This is a genomic window from Micromonospora sp. NPDC049004, assembly GCF_040649315.1.
GTDB lineage: Bacteria > Actinomycetota > Actinomycetes > Mycobacteriales > Micromonosporaceae > Micromonospora.
The window spans coordinates 118,213-135,924 of sequence record NZ_JBEZFG010000001.1; the positions used below are offsets into that span (position 1 = coordinate 118,213).

Annotated in this window: 14 protein-coding genes; 7 read left to right on the forward strand and 7 right to left on the reverse strand. The window is 72.2% G+C overall.

Annotation, left to right across the window (positions count from 1 at the left end; genetic code table 11):
• Window position 1: 1 nt before the first annotated feature.
• Window positions 2-1,033 (reverse strand): ketoacyl-ACP synthase III family protein, encoded by a 1,032-nt coding sequence (locus tag AB0B97_RS00490; protein WP_357489373.1) that lies wholly within the window; start codon window positions 1,031-1,033, stop codon window positions 2-4.
• Window positions 1,034-1,304: 271 nt separating this feature from the next.
• Here AB0B97_RS00490 and AB0B97_RS00495 point away from each other — a divergent pair, with 271 nt between their 5' ends.
• Genes AB0B97_RS00495 through AB0B97_RS00510 form a run of 4 tightly spaced genes read left to right on the forward strand, consistent with a single transcriptional unit; the run spans window position 1,305 to window position 5,085 of the window.
• The gene (locus AB0B97_RS00495) at window positions 1,305-2,297 is read left to right on the forward strand and encodes an acyltransferase domain-containing protein (protein ID WP_357489375.1); all 993 of its coding nucleotides are present in this window, start codon (window positions 1,305-1,307) and stop codon (window positions 2,295-2,297) included.
• Between the two features lie 10 nt (window positions 2,298-2,307).
• Window positions 2,308-3,576 carry a beta-ketoacyl-[acyl-carrier-protein] synthase family protein gene (locus AB0B97_RS00500; RefSeq protein WP_357489377.1) on the forward strand — a complete coding sequence of 423 codons (1,269 nt, stop codon included), beginning with the start codon at window positions 2,308-2,310 and terminating at the stop codon, window positions 3,574-3,576.
• Entirely contained in the window at window positions 3,573-4,784 is a 1,212-nt protein-coding gene (locus AB0B97_RS00505) for a beta-ketoacyl synthase N-terminal-like domain-containing protein (RefSeq protein WP_357489379.1), read from the forward strand. The genes AB0B97_RS00500 and AB0B97_RS00505 overlap by 4 nt, the downstream gene beginning before the upstream one ends.
• Before the next feature lie 37 nt (window positions 4,785-4,821).
• A complete protein-coding gene (locus AB0B97_RS00510; protein ID WP_357489381.1) occupies window positions 4,822-5,085 on the forward strand; it encodes an acyl carrier protein in 264 nt (87 codons plus the stop codon).
• Between the two features lie 59 nt (window positions 5,086-5,144).
• Here AB0B97_RS00510 and AB0B97_RS00515 read toward each other — a convergent pair whose 3' ends face one another.
• The 5 genes from AB0B97_RS00515 to AB0B97_RS00535 all read right to left on the reverse strand — a co-directional run bounded on the left by AB0B97_RS00515 (window position 5,145) and on the right by AB0B97_RS00535 (window position 12,022).
• Window positions 5,145-6,098: an aromatase/cyclase gene (locus AB0B97_RS00515; RefSeq protein ID WP_357489383.1), complete on the reverse strand. Its 954-nt coding sequence runs from the start codon at window positions 6,096-6,098 to the stop codon at window positions 5,145-5,147.
• Window positions 6,099-6,180: 82 nt separating this feature from the next.
• Window positions 6,181-7,353, reverse strand: a complete 1,173-nt coding sequence (locus tag AB0B97_RS00520) for an amidohydrolase family protein (protein WP_357489385.1) — start codon at window positions 7,351-7,353, stop codon at window positions 6,181-6,183.
• A gap of 44 nt (window positions 7,354-7,397) precedes the next feature.
• Complete coding sequence (locus AB0B97_RS00525; protein ID WP_357489387.1) at window positions 7,398-10,448, reverse strand: BTAD domain-containing putative transcriptional regulator; 3,051 nt, start codon at window positions 10,446-10,448, stop codon at window positions 7,398-7,400.
• A gap of 78 nt (window positions 10,449-10,526) precedes the next feature.
• Complete coding sequence (locus AB0B97_RS00530) at window positions 10,527-11,540, reverse strand: LLM class flavin-dependent oxidoreductase (RefSeq protein ID WP_357489389.1); 1,014 nt, start codon at window positions 11,538-11,540, stop codon at window positions 10,527-10,529.
• Window positions 11,541-11,563: 23 nt separating this feature from the next.
• Window positions 11,564-12,022 (reverse strand): MarR family transcriptional regulator, encoded by a 459-nt coding sequence (locus AB0B97_RS00535; RefSeq protein ID WP_357489391.1) that lies wholly within the window; start codon window positions 12,020-12,022, stop codon window positions 11,564-11,566.
• A 193-nt stretch (window positions 12,023-12,215) separates the two neighbouring features.
• On the opposite strand from AB0B97_RS00535, the gene AB0B97_RS00540 reads away from it, so the two are divergent.
• From AB0B97_RS00540 to AB0B97_RS00550, 3 genes are all read left to right on the forward strand, one after another.
• Window positions 12,216-13,676 (forward strand): DHA2 family efflux MFS transporter permease subunit, encoded by a 1,461-nt coding sequence (locus tag AB0B97_RS00540; protein WP_357489393.1) that lies wholly within the window; start codon window positions 12,216-12,218, stop codon window positions 13,674-13,676.
• A gap of 93 nt (window positions 13,677-13,769) precedes the next feature.
• The gene (locus AB0B97_RS00545) at window positions 13,770-14,747 is read left to right on the forward strand and encodes a zinc-binding dehydrogenase (RefSeq protein ID WP_357489395.1); all 978 of its coding nucleotides are present in this window, start codon (window positions 13,770-13,772) and stop codon (window positions 14,745-14,747) included.
• Window positions 14,744-16,333, forward strand: coding sequence for an FAD-dependent monooxygenase (locus tag AB0B97_RS00550; RefSeq protein ID WP_357489397.1), 1,590 nt, complete (start codon window positions 14,744-14,746; stop codon window positions 16,331-16,333). Before AB0B97_RS00545 ends, AB0B97_RS00550 begins: the two co-directional genes overlap by 4 nt.
• On the opposite strand, the gene AB0B97_RS00555 is transcribed toward AB0B97_RS00550, so the two are convergent.
• Window positions 16,218-17,669 carry a BTAD domain-containing putative transcriptional regulator gene (locus AB0B97_RS00555; protein ID WP_357489399.1) on the reverse strand — a complete coding sequence of 484 codons (1,452 nt, stop codon included), beginning with the start codon at window positions 17,667-17,669 and terminating at the stop codon, window positions 16,218-16,220. The two genes, AB0B97_RS00550 and AB0B97_RS00555, sit on opposite strands and share 116 nt — an antisense overlap.
• Window positions 17,670-17,712: the final 43 nt, after the last annotated feature.

Here is a 17,712-nt window from a genome sequence, read left to right on the forward strand (position 1 = left end):
CTCACACCGCCCAGTCCGGGACCTCGTCGATCCGCAGCAGCGCGCAGGTCCACGAGTACCCTGCCCCCACCCCGGCGAGCAGCACGTGCTCGCCGGGGTGGACCTGCCGGGACTCCACCAGGTGTGCCAGACCGCTGAACTGGTCACCCGCGCCGAGGTGGCCGACGGTCCGAGCCCAGGACCAGGTGGTCTTCTCCGGCGTCAGACCCCAGGGCCGCAGGTACGACGAGGTCAACCTGCGCAACCCGAAGTGCGGCAACACGAACCGGTCCACGTCCGCGAACTCCAGTCCCGCCTGCGCGAGGGCCCGGCTCAGCGCCTCCGCCTGCCCGGCCACCACCCGACTGATGCTGTACGACACTCCGGTCCGCGCGACGAACGCCTTCTTGACCACGTCAAGGTCCACTGGCTGTCGCTGGGCCAGTGGCGCGGCCCCGAACGGATCGTCGCCGCGGTGCAGCCCCTCCAACTCGGGCTCGGAGACGGTGGCCAGACTCAACAGCCGCGCGAAACCGCCGTAGCGGGACAGCAGCAGGGCGGTGCCCGCGTCGCCGTAGACCGTGCCGGGGTCACTGTTCCAGCGGTCGAAACCGGGTGCCCCGAACCGGTCCCCGGTGGTGATCAGCGCCGCTGTCCGGTCCGGCGCCGCGCGCAGATACGCCACCGCCAGGTCGAGGGCGCCGAGCCCGCCGTTCGACAGTTGCCGCACCTCCAGCGCCGGGCAGCGGTTACCGACGGCCATCCGCTGCACGTACGACGCCGGCGCCCAGATGTCGTGCCCCTGGTGGTAGACGCAGGCGTGCAACAGCAACGCCACCTCGTGCGCGGTGTGCCCGGAGCGCTTCAACGCCAGCTCGGCGGCCCGGACCGCCAGGTCCGGGGCGGACTCGTCGGCCGACACGGCGACTGTGTGTACCCCGGTCTGCGCGGCCAGTCGGGCCGCGCAACTGCCGGCCCTGACCGCCTCGGCCGTCGCCAGCCGGCCCGGAATGTGCGCGGCCACGCCGGCCACGTGAATTCCACCGATCCGCATCTGCTTGCCGCCCTCATCCTCACGTGCCGTGGAGCCGCCGACCCGATGCTCGTGACACCGGGCCGGCGGCGGTCGCCCGCCCGGGGCGGGGCAGGCTTTCGGAAACGGACGCTCCCGCGGGTTGGCCGCGAGGTCGCGTCGTGGTGTCGCCACCGTCGCGTGTCGCGCTCGGCGCGGGGTCGAGAAGCCGTCGAGCGCGTACGTCTGGAGCCGGTCTCAAGCGACCGGTGCGACGTTGCCGTGCATGTCTAAGCTGAGAAGAGCAGTAGGGGTGGCGCTCCTGTTCCCCGGCCAGGGCGCCCAGCGACCCGGCATGGCCACCGGTCTGTACCGCGGCGACCCCGATTTCCGTCGCCACGTGGACGAGGTGTTCGCCCTGTGGGGACCCGAGGGCCCCGCCATCCGGGCGGATTGGCTCGCCGCCGATCCGGTCGTGCCGCTTGACGACTTCCGCCGCTCCCAGCCGTTGCTGTTCGCGGTCGGCTGGGGGCTCGGTCGGAGCGTGCTCGACCGTGGCGTGGTGCCGACGGCTCTGCTTGGGCACAGCGTCGGCGAGGTCGTCGCAGCGACCCTCGCCGGTGTGCTGATCCTGTCGGACGCCGTCCGCGTCCTCAGGGACCGGCTAACCCATCTCGCCGATGCGCCGCCCGGTGGCATGCTCGCGGTGGCCGCGACACCCGAGCAGGTGCAGCCCTACCTCAGCGGAGCAGTGGCGCTCGCCGCCATCAACGGTCCGCGCCAGGTGCTGCTCGCCGGTCCCGACGAACCCCTCGCCCGAGCCGCGCAGCGCCTGCGGGAAGCGGGCATCACCTGCCAGTCGGCCCGTTCCACGGTGGCGTTCCACAGTCCTGCCGTCGCTGCGGAGGCCGCCCGCTCCGTACCGCTGCTGCGCACGGTGCCGTTGCGGCCTCCACGGCTGCCCGTGTACTCCTGTTACACCGGCACCCGGATGACTGCGGCGGTGGCAACCGACCCGCAATACTGGGCCCGGCAGCCTGTCGCGCCGGTCGAATTCGCCGCCGCCCTCGACGCGGTCTGCGCCACCGGGCCGGGCGTGCTTCTCGAGGCCGGCGCGCCGCACGGGCTCACCGTGCTCGCCAGACGTCATCCAACGGTACGACGAGGCGAGTCAACGGCCCTGGCCGCGCTGCCCGTCCGAGCCGGGAGCCGCGAGGACGACCTCGCCACCTTCGCCGCGGCACTGTCCGCCGTCACCGCCCCCGCTTCCAGGACGCCTCGACCGGCACTTGAGCCGCGAGTGTGACGGTCGCACCATGAGTCGTCGTGTGGTCGTCACCGGGCTCGGAGCCGTCGCTCCGGGTGGTATCAACCTCAAGCAGTACTGGGATCTGCTCAGCTCGGGCCGCACCGCGACCCGGCCCATCACCGCCTTCGACCCGTCGCCCTACCGGTCGAGGATCGCCGCCGAGTGCGACTTCGATCCGGTCGAGGCCGGGCTCAGCCCGCAGGAGGCGCGGCGGATGGACCGGGCCACCCAGTTCGCGGTGGCCGCAGCCCGGGAGGCGGTCGCGGGCAGTGGCCTCGACCTGCCCGGCACGGACGGTGAACGGCTGGCCGTGTCGCTGGGCTGCGCGGTCGGCTGCACCACCAGCATGGAACGCGAGTACGTCGTGCTGAGCGACGGCGGCCGGTCCTGGCTGGTCGACCCGGAGTACGCGGTGCCCCACCTGTACGACTGGTTCGTGCCCAGCTCGGCCGCAGCCGAAGTAGCCCACACCGTTGGTGCGCAGGGACCCGTGGCGCTGATCTCCGACGGCTGCACGTCCGGGCTGGACGCCGTCGGGCACGGCGCGGAACTGATCCGCGAGGGCAGCGCCGACGTGGTCGTCGCCGGCGGCACCGACGCGCCGATCTCACCGATCACGCTCGCCTGCTTCGACGCCATCAAGGCGACCAGCCCCCGCAACGACGACGCGGCGCACGCGTCGCGCCCCTTCGACGCCACCCGCAACGGGCTGGTACTCGGCGAAGGTGGAGCCGTGCTCGTGCTGGAGGAGCTGGAACACGCCAGACGCCGTGGCGCACACGTGTACGCGGAGGTCGCCGGGTTCGGTAGCCGTAGCAACGCGTACCACATGACCGGGCTGCGGCCCGACGGTGTGGAGATGGCCGAGGCGGTCCGGGTGGCTTTGAACGAGGCACGGATCGCCCCGGAGGGCGTCGACTACGTCAACGCGCACGGGTCGAGCACCAAGCAGAACGACCGCCACGAGACGGCGGCGTTCAAACGCAGCCTCGGCGACCATGCCTACCGGGTACCGGTGAGCTCGATCAAATCCATGATCGGGCATTCCCTCGGTGCGATCGGCGCGCTCGAGCTGGTCGCCTGCGCGCTGGCCATGGAGTACGGCGTGGTTCCACCGACCGCGAACCTGTACGTCTCCGACCCGGAGTGCGACCTGGACTACGTTCCGCTGACCGCTCGGGAACAGCGGGTCGACACCGTGCTGAGCGTCGGCAGCGGCTTCGGCGGCTTCCAGAGCGCCGTCGTGCTGGCTCGTCCGGATCGGAGGACGGCATGAGCACCGCCGTCGTAACCGGCCTGGGGGTGGCCGCGGCCAACGGGCTGGGCACCGAGGCGTACTGGCGGGCGATTCTGGACGGACGGCCCGGCATCCGGAAGATCAGCCGCTTCGATCCGAGCGGTTACCCGGTGCGCCTGGCCGGTGAGGTGTCCGGCTTCGCCGCCGAGGAGCACCTGCCGGGGCGGCTGCTGCCGCAGACCGACCGGATGACCCGGCTCAGTCTCTACGCGGCCGGGCAGGCTCTGACCGATGCGGGGGTGCCGGACGCCGGCGGGCTTCGCTACGACATCGGCGTCGCCACGGCGTCCTCGATGGGTGGCTTCGAGTTCGGCCAGCGCGAGTTGGAGAACCTGTGGAGCAAGGGCGGCAGTCACGTCAGCGCCTACCAGTCGTTCGCCTGGTTCTACGCGGTCAACTCAGGGCAGATCTCGATCCGTCACAACCTGCGGGGACCCGGTGCGGCCCTGGTCACTGACCACGCGGGCGGTCTGGACGCGGTGGGGCACGCGCGCCGGCAGATTCGTCGCGGCACACCGGCGATACTGACCGGCGGGGTGGACGGCGCCCTCTGTCCGCTCGGGGTCGCCGGGTTGGTGAGCACGGGCGGGTACACCACCCGGACCGACCCGGACGGGGCCTACCGGCCGTTCGCCGCCGACGCGGACGGTGCCGTGCCGGGAGAGGGCGGCGCCCACCTGTTGCTGGAGGACCGGGACGCAGCGCGTGCCCGGGGCGCGAAGGTGTACGGCGAACTGGCGGGATACGCCGCGACGTTCGATCCTGCCGGCGCACCGACGACGGGCCTGCAGCGGGCGATCAACGGGGCCCTGCATGACGCGCAGGTGGCACCGGCCGACGTCGGTCTCGTCTTCGCCGACGGCACGGCCGACCGGGCCGCCGACCGGGCCGAGGCGGCCGCGCTGGCCGCGGTCTTCGGGCCCCGGGCGGTGCCCGTCACCGCGCCCAAGAGCATGGTCGGACGGTTGCAGGCGGGGGCGGCGGCACTGGATCTGGCCACCGCTCTGTTGGCTCTGCGCGATGGTGTCGCCCCGCATACCGAAGGCGTGGACGCGCCCGCCCCGGACTGCCCGATCGACCTCGTGACCGGCGCGCCCCGGCCGCTGCCGCTGAGCTGCGTGCTGGTGCTGGCCCGGGGCAGGGGCGGTTTCAACGCCGCCGCGGTACTCCGCCGGGCGCAGCAGTGACGTCCGAGCGACCCGACAACCGAAGGGATCAATTGCCATGACCACTCGCGAACTGCTCAGCCTCGACGACCTGCGGCGCATCCTGCGGGAGGCGGCCGGCGACGACGACACCGTCGACATCGACGGGGACATCCTCGACACCCCGTTCGTCGAACTCGGCTTCGACTCACTCGCCATCCTGGAGACCGTCTCACGGGTGTCCCGCGAGTTCGCGGTGGCACTGCCGGACGAGGTGGTCGAGCGCTGCGACACGCCCCGGGCGTTCCTGGAAGACGTCAACCGTACGTTGAGCGACGTGTGATCGTACGGCGATGCGCGGCGGACCGTCTGGTCGCCGCGCATCGCCGTGTCCGTCGCCGGTCAGTCGCTGACCGGCTGTAGATGCAGGCGGGCCTGTTCCAGGGTGCGGATGCTGTTGGTACTGAGGTTGTGCTGGACCAGTTCGCGGGCTCCGGCGAGGGTGGCTCCCGGTCCCAGAAGCTCCTCGATGCGCTCGGGTCGCAGCACCACGGTGTGGCGCGAGGTCACCGTCACCCCGCCGCCCTCCGCGCGCAGCGTCCAGGCGCCGGTGTGCGCCGCCAGCAGCGGCGGCAGCGTGGTCTGCTTGTAGACGATCCGCTCGGCGGGAAACCCGACCCGGACCGACGTGGTCGTGTGTACCGGACCGTTCGGGGCCAGGGTGTCCATCTCCAGGATCTGGACGTTCGGCTCGTCCTCGGTGAGTCCGACGCGGGCGACGTGCGGCAGCCGTTCGACCCACCGGTCGGCGCGGTACAGGAAGTCGTACACGTCGGCCGCCGGGGCCGGGACGGTGACGGAATCCTCGAACGAGAGCAGGGTGCGGGCATTCGCGGAACGTGCCGCGGCGCGCAGCGCAGCCAGCTCCGCCGTGCTGTTGGCGTCGACGGCACGTCTCACCCACGCGGCCGAGCCGGGCTCGTCGTCCACGACCGTGAAGTCGTGCAGGAGCACCACCCGGGTGCGGCCGCCGTCGAGCGTCTCGAGGTGCCACTCGCCGCCCATGGACGCCACCGGGGCCGCCGACACCTCTTGCCGGAAGACGACACGACCGGCGGCCGGGTACAGGGTGCGCCGCGAGGTCCACGACCGGACGACGTCGTTCGCGGTGGCCCACAACCGGAGCCGTTCGGTCTGCTCCGGTCCCTCGGTGTGACGTTCGAGGAGGTCGACGTGGACCGTCGGCCCGAAGGTGTACGGCCACCTCGTGACGTCCGCGATGACCGGATACACCGCGTCGACGGGTGCGTTGACGTCGATGCTGTGCCGGGTGATGTGGACTTCGGGTTCGGGCACGGCGGGCCTCCTACTGGTCGGATCGGGTACGACCCGAGCGTTCCGGGTACCGATCGACGTCCGGTGGAGCGCCGTTGGAGAGCTATCGCACGCGCAGCCCGGCACGGAACACCGCGGCGACGTGCCGCAGCGCCCCCGGGTCGACGGCCGGATCACCGTCGACCGCGAGCAGGTCGCCCCGGTACCCGGGTGCTATCCGGCCCACCTGGTCGGCGATCCCGCAGACCTGGGCGGCACCGGAGGTGACGGCTCGTAATGCCTCCGTCGGCGAGAAACCGAGACCTACCATCGCCTGCACCGCATAGGCCAGTGATCCGTGCGGCTTACCGGGCCCGCAGCCGGCGTCGCTGGCGCAGGCGACGGGCACCCCCGAGGTGGCGACGCGCCACAACGCGTCGTGCACAGCTTGCCGCCGGGGATCGGTCCCATCCGCGCCGGTGTGCTCGGCGGGCTGCGGGACCGATCCCAGGGTGAGGGTGACCCGGGTGCCCACGGCCGCCATCCGGTCCAGCAGTGCCGGGTCGACGGCGGTGCCGTCGGCGGTGACGAACGTGCAGTGCTCGACTCCGTCGAATCCCGCCGCCACCGCATCGGCGATACCGTCTGCGGCATGACAGTGCCCGGTGACCGGCAAACCGTGCCGCTTCGCCTCCTTCACGACGGCGGACAGCTCGGCCGGCCCGAACTGCACCTCGTGCGGGTGGGACCCGGCGGTGAGCCGACCGCCCGTGACGATGACCTTGACCACGTCGACGCCCCGCGCCGCCCGGTCCTGGACCGCCGCGCGGATCGCCTCGACGCCCTCGACCTCACCGCCGAGAAACCAGCAGTGGCCGCCGACCGAGGTGATCGGCGGCCCGGCCAGCAGCAACCGTGGACCGAGACGGACGTCGGCCGCCGTCTCGGCTCGTACCCGCAGGCTCAGGTAGCCGCGGTCGCCGAGGTCGCGGGCGGTGGTGACGCCGGCGTCGAGGGTCGCGGCCGCGGCCGACCGCATCCGGTCCAGTACGACGTCGTCGTCGGCGGTGACGAGTCCGGCCACGGTGTCCGCCGCGGCGTCGAACGCGAGATGGACGTGAGCGTCGACGAGACCCGGCATCAGCGTGGCCGAACCCAGGTCGATCACCTCGTCCCCGGGCGGTGGTGGCCCGTCGAACACCGCTCGGATCACGCCGCCGTCGACGAGCACGGTCGGCCGTTCGGCCCGGATCGCGCTTCGGCCGTCGAAGAGCCGCCGTGCTCTTATCGCCACCATCGTTTGTCCTCCGCTGCCCGTGCGCGTCGCCGCTGGGCAGCGTCTCAGCGCCTGCTTGAAGCCGGCTGGAGTGGGGCGAGCAGCTCCCGGACCTGCGAGAGCAGCCGGGGTGACCCGGCGGCCCGGGCGGCGCCGGTCGCCTGCCGGGCCATCACCGGGACCTGATGGTCGCGGCCGCGCTCGTGGGCCAGCAGCGCGAGGCCGGTCAGCGCCTCGCACCGCGCGCCCGGATGACCGATCCGCTCGGCCTCGCGCAGTGCGCGCCGGTACTCCAGCTCCGCACGCCTGTTCAGGCCCTCGTCTCGATAAAGGCCGGCGAGCAGGTTGCGGGCGTTGACCAGCACGGCGAGGTAACCGCCGGATTCGGCGAAAGCGATGGCTCGGGCCACGTGCGAGTGGGCGGGTTTCGGTCGGCCGGTGGCGCGGCGTACCCGGGCCAGCCCGTAGGAGGCGAGCGCGACCGAGTGCGCCGAGCGGGCTGACCGGCCGAGCCGCAACGCCGTCCGTAACCGCCGAACCGCCTCGCGGTGCGCGCCGAGATCAACGCAGACGTCACCGAGCCGGGCCAGGATCTCCGCCTTGGCGGAGTAGTCACCAGCCCGTTCGTCGATCCGCGCCGCGGCGCTGAACTGGCGGTACGCCAGGCGCAGTTCCCCGCGCGCGTGGTGGGCCATCCCGAGGTACAGCAGGCACCGTGCCTGGGCGTGCCGCAGCCCCAGTTGTCGGCACTGTCGCAGGCCACGGTGGAGCAGCCCGATGGCGTCGTGGAACCGCTTGGTCGGCTGTTGCAGGCGATGCATGGCCAGAGCGGTCACGGCGACGACCTCCAACTCGGCCGGACCTCGTCGCCGTAGTTGGTCGCAGGCATGCCGCAGATGGATCTCGGCGGGCCCGAGGTCGTTCAGCCCCTGCAAGGCCAGTCCCAGGTTGAGCCGGGCGACGGCGGCGTACGCGGGCTCGCGTAGCCGGTCGGTGGCCGCAACAGCGGCTTCAGCGGCGATCCGCCAGTCGCCGTGGTGCCGGTCGGCGCCGCAAGGGCCGCGCAGCGCGTCGGTCAGGCCCACGGCGAGCGGGGTCAGCCCGGCGGCTGCGGCGTGCACCGCGACAGCAACGAGGTTGCGGCGCTCCCGTTGCAGCCACGTCCGGGCCGCCCGGTGGCTGCCGAAGGTCGCCGTCCCGATGCCGGCACCGACCCGGACCACGTCTGGGTGACACAGCCGCACCGCCTCGTCGGCGACGGTCAGCAACCGCGTTCCCAGCCGAACCAGCGCGGCCTGCCGATCCGCCGGGGGATCCTCGTCGAGACCCCGCTCGGCGGCGAACCGGGCCACCAGGCTGTGCAGCCGGATGACCCCGTCGGGCCCGAGCTCGGCGATCCGGGCGCGGACCAGGTCCGCCACGGTTCCGGCCGCGTCGGACGGTGACATTCCGGTCAGCTCCGCGATCGTCTCGACGCGGTGCGCGAACCCGGGTACGAGTTCGAGGAACCGGAAGACCCGCCGGACGGCCGGGGGCAGTGCGGAGTAGGCGAGTTCGAAGGCCGTGCGGACCGCTGCCCGCCGGCTGCCGGGCAGGCTGAGCGTGCCGAGCGGGTCAGCGCCGAGCAGTTCGGCGAACTCGCCGATGTCGCGGGTCGGATGGGTGACCAGATGCGCGCCGGCGATCCGGAGTGCCAGGGGCAGCCGGTCACAGCGTTCGACCAGCGCCTCCAGCGCGGCGGGCGTGCGGCCGACCCGGGCCTGGCCGACCATGTCGGTCACCAGTGCCGCGGCCTCGGCGGGGGAGAGCACGTCGAGGGTGACCACGTGGGCGACGTCGCAGCCCAGGGCCGGTGGGTCACCGCGCCGTACGGCCAGGGCCACGCATCCGGCGGGAAGGGGAAGCAGCCCGTGGGGTGGGAGGCCCTCCGGGGCGTCGTCGATCGTCACCAACAGTCGCCGTCCGGCGAGCCGCCGGCGGAGCAGGGCCACCGCGGCCGTGGTGCTGGTCGGCGGTTGCTCCACTCCGGAGGTGGCCAACATCTCCGCGAGGATGTCGGGCCAGGTCCGTTCGGAACCGCACAGGTACCACTGACCGTCGGGAAACCGGGTCCGGAGATGGTGCGCCACCCGCACGGCGAGCGCCGACTTCCCCACCCCTGGCACCCCGGTGAGGCAGACCACCGGTGTGTCGCCCGACTCCAGTGTCGTACACAGGTCGCGGACGATCTCCACCCGCCCGACGAAGTCGGCGATGTCCGGTGGCAGTTGGCATTGTGCCCGCCATACGTCGACGCCCGCCCTCGAGATCGCCACGTTGCGGCGCCTCTGACCTGTCGCGGCGATCAGCCGGCGGTAGCGGGGCCGCAGCTCCGTGTCTGGTGTGGCGCCCAGATCGTTGCGCAGCGTGCCGCGTGCCTGGTGGTACGCCGCTATCGCCGCAGCCCGGTCGCCGGTCTCGGCGAGGGCGTCCATGAGTTGGCCCCACAGGCGCTCGCGCTCTGGATGGGCGAGGGTCGCGGCGCGCAGCTCGCCGATGACCTGCGCGTGCCGGCCCGTGGCCAACGCCAGCTCGAATCGGCGCTCCATCCAGCGCAGTCGGTCATCCTGGAGGGCGGTGACCACCTCCCGCTGGATACGGGCCGACGGCACCAGCGCGAGCGGGTCGCCACGCCACTGGGCCAGGGCCTGCTGCAACCAGGCCAGCTCGACATCGGCGGACCCGGCGCGTCGGGCGGCGCGGGCCTGCGCGATCGCGTCCCGGTAGCGGTCAAGGTCGAGCGATCCCGGCGGCACCACGATCCGGTACGCGCCGGGACGGGTCTCGATCAGATCCGGTCTCTCGGGGTGGACGGCGGCGATCAGGGCCCGCAGGCGGGTGAGGTGCACCTGAAGGGCGCTGCGAGGGTTCTTCGGTGCGCGGTCGTCCCAGAGGGCGTTCGCCAGTTCCGCGGCGGTGACCCAGGTGCCGGCCCGCAGCAGCAGGGTTGCCAGGATGATGCGCTGCTTCGGTGCGGTCACCGGCGCGGAGCGGCCGGCGAGAACCACCGTCAGCGGCCCGAGGACGCGGTACTCCTCCGTCGGGGTGGCGTCCTCGCCGCCGGCTTGCACGCTCACACGGTCCTCCTTCGCGAACAACCCCTTCCATCATCGCTCGTCGATGTTGCGAGCCGGGATCGCGAAGGTTGACAAGTGTCATGCGCGTTGCAGGGCCGGGGTCGTACGCGGTCGTAGGCCCAGAGCCTCGGCCAGCAGCGCGTACGAGCGCACGCGGTCGCTGTGTCCGTGAATGGTGGACAACACCACGAACTCGTCCACACCCACCGCGGCGGCCATCGCGGTGAGCTGCTCGGCGACGTCGGTGGGGGAGCCGACCGCGTATCGCGGCCACTCCTCCCGCTCGCCGGTCGCCGCCGCGGGCCGGGAGTGGAGTTCCGCGAGCGCGGTCTCCGGCGCTGGTACCGGACGCAGGTCGCCCTGCGTCATGCGTTGCCGGAACAGGCGCTGGCTGGCGAAGACGTGCTCGGCTTCGGCGCGGGTCGGCGCACAGTACACCCCGATGCCGACCATCACCCGCGGGCTGTCACCGCCACGGGTGTCGAAACTTTCGCGGTACGCCCGGACCGCTTCGGTGACGACCTCGGGACGGCCGAAGTGCGCGAACGAGTAGGGCAGGCCGAGCCGCCCGGCGAGCACGGCACTCGACGGGCTCGCGCCCAGCAGCCAGACCTGCGGCACGCCGTCCACCGTCGGCATGACGCCGCCCCGGTCGCCTGGCTCGCCCAGGAATGCCCGTACGGCACTGACCTGCTCGGCGAAGGCGTGGTCGGAGTAGTCGCCCAGGGAGGGGTTGAGTAGCCGGGCGTCCCGGGACGAGGCTCCGGCGCCTCGGCCGATGCCCAGATCGATCCGGCCCGGGGCCAGGGCCTGGAGCACCCGGAACGTCTCGGCCACCTTGAACGGACTGTAGTACGGCAGCAGCACGCCGCCGCTGCCGATGCGCAGGCCGGTCGTCTCCGCGGTGAGCCGCGCGATCATGATCTCGGGGGCCGGGCTCGCGAACGACGCCGTGGCGTGGTGTTCGGCGAGCCAGTAGCGGTGGTACCCGAGGGCGTCGGCCTTACGAGCCAGATCGAGCGTGTTGGTCAGCGCCTGAGTCGGTGTGGACCCCTCCGGGATCATCGACTGGTCCAGGATCGACAACTGCACGGGATGACTCCCTCGTTCGGGTCTCAGGTGTCGGCGGGCATGACGACCGGGCGGGTCAGCCGCGCCACCACGGAGGCCAGCCGGTCGTCGAAGGCGGCGGCGTCCAGTGCCGCACTGAGTTCGGCGCGGCTGACCAGGGCGGCCGCGGCGTGCCGTTCGGCGCCCAGGTCGGTGATCTGGCAGTAGACGCCGCGACGGTCGTGGTCGCAGCTGACCCGGGCGGCGAATTGCTTGGCGGTGAGCCGACTGACCAGGCGGCTCATCGAGGACTGGTCGAGGGCAACCGCGTCGCTGAGGTCCTGGATGCGCATGCCGCGCGGGTTGCCGCGGGTCAGCTCGTCGAGCACCAGCAGCTCGGTGAGGGTGAGGTCGAACTCTCGCACGAGGCGCTTGTCGAGTGCCTGGCCCAGGCGGCCGGTGAGGACCGTCAGTTGCCGCCACAGGTCGAGCACGTCCGGCTGCCCGCCGCGTCGTTCCGCCATGCCGCCCGCCCTCCGAGTCGTCGCCGTACACCTTACACGTCCATGCGGATTCAATGTATAGGCATTCACTTCTTGTGGACTACGAGCGAAAGATGACTGCCGAGAAGGGGTTATCGAGCTTAAAAATGTCTGCACCTACATGTATTCTGTGCGCGTCAATACCGGACCGTACTGCCGCTCGGAGGTAACGACCATGGCCAGCGACACCAGCGCGCCCCAGCGCGCGCCCGGCGACAAGCCCGCTGACCCGGGGGCCGACCGCCTCGATCCCGCATTCCTCAAGATGGCCGGAGTCCTGCTGCTGGCGCTCCTCATGGCCCTGCTGGACGAGACCATCGTCAACGTCGGGGTGGACCGCCTCGTCACCGTCTTCGGGACCACCCTGCCGACCATCCAGTGGGTCACCGCCGGATACCTGCTCGCCGTCGCCGTCGCGACCCCGATCTCCGGCTGGGGCGTCGACCGCTTCGGTGTTCGTCAGGTCTGGGTGTTCGCGGTCGTCCTGTTCACCGTCGGTTCGCTGCTGTCCGGACTGGCCTGGTCGGCCGGCAGTCTGATCGCGTTCCGCCTGCTCCAGGGGCTCGGCGGCGGAATGATCTTCCCGGTCGTGCAGGCCGCGATCGCCCGCGCCGCGGGCCCGGCCAGGGTCACCAAGGCGATGGGGCTGATTTCGATCCCGCTGACCATCGGGCCGGTGCTGGGGCCGATCCTCGGCGGCTTCTTCGTCGACGACATCAGCTGGCGGTGGATGTTCCTCATCAACCTGCCGGTCGGTGCCATCGCCCTGCTGCTCGCGCTTCGGACGCTGCCGGCCGACGCTCCGGACCGCGCCGGGCCGCGGCCACGCCTCGACGTCCTCGGTCTGGCCCTGCTCTCACCCGGCTTCGCGGTGCTCATCTACGGGCTCACCACCGCGGCCCACCGCGGCGACTTCGGCGATCCTGCGGCGCTCACCGCCTTCGCCGTCGGCGTGGCGCTGCTGCTGGCGTACGTGCTGCACGCCCGCCGCGCGGCCGAGCCCCTGATCGACGTGCGGCTGTTCACCCAACGCGGCTTCACGATGTCGGTGGTCACCATGCTGCTCGTCGGGGCGGTCGCCAACACGTTGCTCTTCCTGACGCCGCTGTACTACCAGCAGTCACGCGGCTTCGGAGCCCTGCACGCGGGCCTGCTCATGGTGCCCTCGGGCATCCTCGGCGCGGCCGGGGCGATCTCCGTCGGCAAGGCCGGCGCCCGGCTCACCGCCCGCGTGACCGCACCGATCGGCATGCTGCTCGCCACGATCGCCGCGCTGGTGCTGTCCGGCGTCGGTGATGACACCTCGACGGTCCTGACCGCGATCGCGTTCGGCGTCGGCGGCTTCGGCATCGGCTTCACGGTGCCCGGCCTGATGGCGTTCATGTACCTCGCGGTCGGTCCCGACCACGCTCCCCGGGCCACCAGCGCCCTGTTCATCCTCAACCAAATCGGCGGCTCGTTGGGCATCGCCGTGGTCGCGGTCGCCCTGCAAGACCGACTCGGTGGCACCTCGGGCTTCCCCGCGGAAGCGTACGGCCGGACGTACTGGCTGGTGGCGGGCTTCGCCGTGGTGGCGGGGCTCGCCGCGTCCCTGGTACCCGGACCGTGGCGGGCCCCGGAGCAGCAACGGGCGTAACGCTCGGGCCTTTCTCGACCGTGCCGCGAGCACAGCCGGCTACAACCGGCAGCGGTGGTGCTCCGCCGCCGCGGCAACGGAAGGGATACCCGCATGCGTGTCATCCGTTACTACGAGCACGGTGGTCCGGAGGTGCTGACCGTCGACAAGGCACAGGAACCGGTGCCCGGCGACGGTCAGCTCCTGGTCCAGGTCGAGGCGGTCGGGGTCAACTTCATCGAGACCCAGCTGCGCTCCGGTACGGCGCCCTTCCCGTCCCCGGTGCCCAGGGCACCGCACGGTGACGTGGTCGGCCGGGTCGTCGCAGCCGGGCCCGGCGCACACCGTTTCGCCGTCGGTGACCGGTTGGCCGCCTGGGGCGTGACCGACGCGTACGCCGATCTGGTGCTGGTCGGTGACACCCAGGCGGTGCTGGTGCCGGACGATGTTCCGGCACCGGTCGCCACCGCTCTCGCCTCGACGGCCCAGGTCGCCGCGAGCGTGCTGAGCGTCGGCCGGCTTTCCCGCGGTGAGACGGTGCTGGTGCACGCCGCCGCCGGCGCGATCGGCCACCTCGTCACCCAACTGGCCCGGCTGCGCGGGGCGGGCCTGGTGATCGGCGGCGTCGGCTCGCCGGCAAAGGCGGATTTCGTCCGTGACCACGGCGCCGACGCCGTCGTGGACTACTCGCGGCCGGACTGGCCCGACCACGTCCGTGCGGCCACCGGCGGCGCCGGCGTCGACGTGGTCCTCGACAGCGTGGAAGGCGCGGTCCTGTCGCCGAGCATCGCTCTGCTCAACCCGTTCGGCCGGCTCGTCTACTACGGATTCGCGGGTGCCTCGGGCGAGGCCGGCCGGGTCACGCTGACCGATCTGCTCGGCCTGCGGACCGTCGTCGGTACGGCCCTCGACGCCTGGCTCGCCGCCGCACCGAAGGAAGCAGCCCGCAACCAACGGGAGCTGACCGAACTGGTGCGTGACGGCCGGTTGCGGGTCGCCGTTCACACGGTCCTTCCCCTGGAGGAGGCGGCCCAGGCCCACCGGCTCATCGAGGACCGCCGTCAGCTCGGCCGCGTGGTGCTCGTCCCGTGACCGCCGTCGAGCATCGGCCCCTCCTGGTGGTCGGGGCCGGACCGGCCGGCCTGAGCACAGCGATCTTCGCGGGCCGGCACGGCATCAGTCCGCTGGTCGTGGAACGCCGCCCGGGCACCTCCACCGCCGTCAAGGCGACCGGGCAGTACCCGCACACCATGGAGGCGTTGCGCATCGCCGGCGTGGCCGAGCGGATCCATGAGCTGAGCCGCCCGGACCGCAGCGAGTTCAGCATGGTCCTCGCGCCCCGGCTGGCCGGGCCGGTCATCCGTACCCTGGTCAGTGGCAGGGAACTCAGCATGCGCCACGTGTCCGCGGAGGAGTGGTGCACCGCGAGCCAGTCCGGTGCGGAACGGGCGCTGGCTGAGCGTGCGCAGGAAGTCGGGGCCGAGCTGCGCTTCGGCACCAGGCTGCTCGGTCTCGCCCAGGACGCCGACGGTGTCACCGCTCATGTCGAGGAGGTGGACACCGGCAGGAGGTACCGGATCCGGGCGCGATACGTGGTGGCCGCGGACGGCTGGCGCAGCCCGGTCCGCGAGGCGCTCGGCATTTCACTGCAGGGCAGGGGTGTGGTCGGCCAGGTCCTGCGAGTGCTGTTCAAAGCGGACCTCCGCGAGCCACTCGCGCACACCCCGGGGGCTGCCGACAGCTCCCGCTTCGCGGCGTTCCACATCGGCCGCGCGGTGCTGTTCAATACCGAGATACCCGGACTGTACGGCTACTTCCGCCACCTGGCGCCCGAGCTTCCCGAGGGCTGGCACAGCTCCGCGGACGGGGTCGTCCGGCAGATCGCGGCGGATCTCGGGCTCGGCGAGGACGTACCCCTGGACATCGTCGAGTCCGGTGAGACGTCGATCGCCTGCGGCGTTGCCGAACGGTTCCAGTCGGACCGGATACTCCTGGCTGGTGACGCCGCCCACGTGATGCCGCCGACCGGCGGGCTGGGCGGCAACACCGCGATCCTGGACGGGCTCTACCTGGGCTGGCGGCTCGCCGCCGTGCTACAGGGCTGGGCCGGCCCCGACCTCCTGCGCACCTTCGAGACCGAACGTCGACCGTACGCCCGGCTGTTGGTCGAGCAGCAGTTCGCCAACCTCGTCGAACGGGTAGCGCCGGAACTACGCGACGACGACGTTCCCGAACCGCTGCCGCCGACGGTGCTGGCCTTTGGCTACCGCTACCCCTCGGGAGCCGTGCTGACGGAACCCGGCGAGGACGGTGCGCTGGTGGAAGACCCTGCCTCGGCGACGGGCCGGCCCGGGTCGCGGGCTGCCTACCTACCGCTGGTCACCCCGGAGGGCGCCGCGTCATCGACGACAGCGCTGTTCGGCTCCGGCTTCGTGCTGCTGACCGGCGCGGCGGGCGAAGGCTGGAACGCACCCGCGATCCGCACCGCCGAGCGTCTCGGCGTTCCCCTCACGGTGCACACCATCACGGCCGAGCACTTCCCGGCCCGCTACGGAGTTGGACCTACCGGCGCCTCGTTGGTGCGCCCCGACCGCTTCGTCGCATGGCGGACGCCTGACCTGGTGGATGATCCCGGTGCTCGGCTGGAGGAGGTTCTACGGGCTGTCCTGCGACGGTGAGCAAGGAGTTCCGCCGACGGCGACGGCGCCGGCACGGCCCGGCTCCGTCGCTATCGTCCGGGTCGATCGACCGGGCGCCGTGCAGGGCCACCAGTTCGGGGCGTACGTCGTCGCCGACGGTGACCACGGCACACCGAGACGAGCCCGGAAGCAGGTCCCGTACCTGCTCGGCGTCACGGGCGTCGTCCAACAGGAGAAGCACGCGCCGGTCGGTGAGCCGGGCCCGATAGGCGTTGACCAGGTGCCGCCTGCCCGCCGGAATGGCGTCGGGCGTCGCACCGGACAATCGCAGTAGCCGGGCCAGCAACCGGCCCGGATCGCGGGGCCGCCCGTCGGGGTCGGTCAGCCGCACGTACCACTGGCCGTCCGGAAACTCCTCGCGGAGCTGTCGGGCCAGCGCGACGAGATCCGTGGTCCGCTCCGCTCCGGCCGGCCCGGCCAGGCAGACCAGCGGCAGCGCGGTGCCGTCGTGTCGACTGGTCAGGGCATCGATGACCGCGGCCCATCCATCGCCGTGCAGGGTCCGGTGGGCGGCCGGTGCGGGCACATCGGTCCGCGCGTGCCAGTGGTCGCCGGCGATCCGCCGGTATTCGGCGGCGAGCTCCGGCCCCGGTGCCAGGCCCAGCCGGGTCCGGAGGGTCGCGGCAGCCTCCTCGTACGCGGCCATCGCCGCCTGGCGGTCGCCGGCTCGACGCAGCGCGGACACGAGCAGGGCCCATGGCCGCTCGCGCGTCGGGTGCAGGGCGACCAGAGCACGCAGGCGCGGCACGAGCTCGCCGGGCGGATACGCCTCGAGTTCGAACCGTCGCTCGAGTAGCCGCAACCGTTCCTCGATCAGTGCCGGCCCGGCTTCGGTGGCGAGGGAGGGGACGGCGGCGAGTGAGGCGATCGCCGTCCCTCCGGGAGGGCCGTCGCGCCACTCTTCCAGGGCTGCCCGGATGTGCGTCAGCTCGCTGTTCGTATCGCCGAGCTGCCGGGCCCGCAGTGCTTCCTGAGCGGCGCTGCGGAACCGGAACAGATCCACGGTCTCGGGTGGCGTCTGCAGCAGGTATCCACCGCCGAGCGAGCGAACCCGGGGCCAGCCCGGGCGCTCGGTCGTCCCGCTACGGTCGCCGATCGCTGCTCGCAACCGTGCGACGTGGACATGGAGCGCCGCCGCCGGCACCGCCGGTGGCCGCTGATCCCACAGGCGCCAGTAGAGCTCATCCATCGGCACCTCGTCGTTGGCCCGCATCAACAAGGTCACCAGGAGAGCGCGCTGCTTCGGAGCGCGTACCGGCAACCGGACTCCGTCGAGTGTGACGTCCAACGCGCCGAGAAGGCGAAAGTCGATCACCGAGTCCTCCCCGTTGGACAGTCGGTTGCGCAACGTTGTCTCG

Coding starts and splice junctions, on each gene's coding strand:
- AB0B97_RS00490 (WP_357489373.1), bottom strand. CDS start 1,033: ATGCGGATCGGTGGAATTCACGTGGCCGGCGTGGCCGCGCACATTCCG.
- AB0B97_RS00500 (WP_357489377.1), top strand. CDS start 2,308: ATGAGTCGTCGTGTGGTCGTCACCGGGCTCGGAGCCGTCGCTCCGGGT.
- AB0B97_RS00505 (WP_357489379.1), top strand. CDS start 3,573: ATGAGCACCGCCGTCGTAACCGGCCTGGGGGTGGCCGCGGCCAACGGG.
- AB0B97_RS00510 (WP_357489381.1), top strand. CDS start 4,822: ATGACCACTCGCGAACTGCTCAGCCTCGACGACCTGCGGCGCATCCTG.
- AB0B97_RS00520 (WP_357489385.1), bottom strand. CDS start 7,353: ATGGTGGCGATAAGAGCACGGCGGCTCTTCGACGGCCGAAGCGCGATC.
- AB0B97_RS00535 (WP_357489391.1), bottom strand. CDS start 12,022: ATGGCGGAACGACGCGGCGGGCAGCCGGACGTGCTCGACCTGTGGCGG.
- AB0B97_RS00540 (WP_357489393.1), top strand. CDS start 12,216: ATGGCCAGCGACACCAGCGCGCCCCAGCGCGCGCCCGGCGACAAGCCC.
- AB0B97_RS00545 (WP_357489395.1), top strand. CDS start 13,770: ATGCGTGTCATCCGTTACTACGAGCACGGTGGTCCGGAGGTGCTGACC.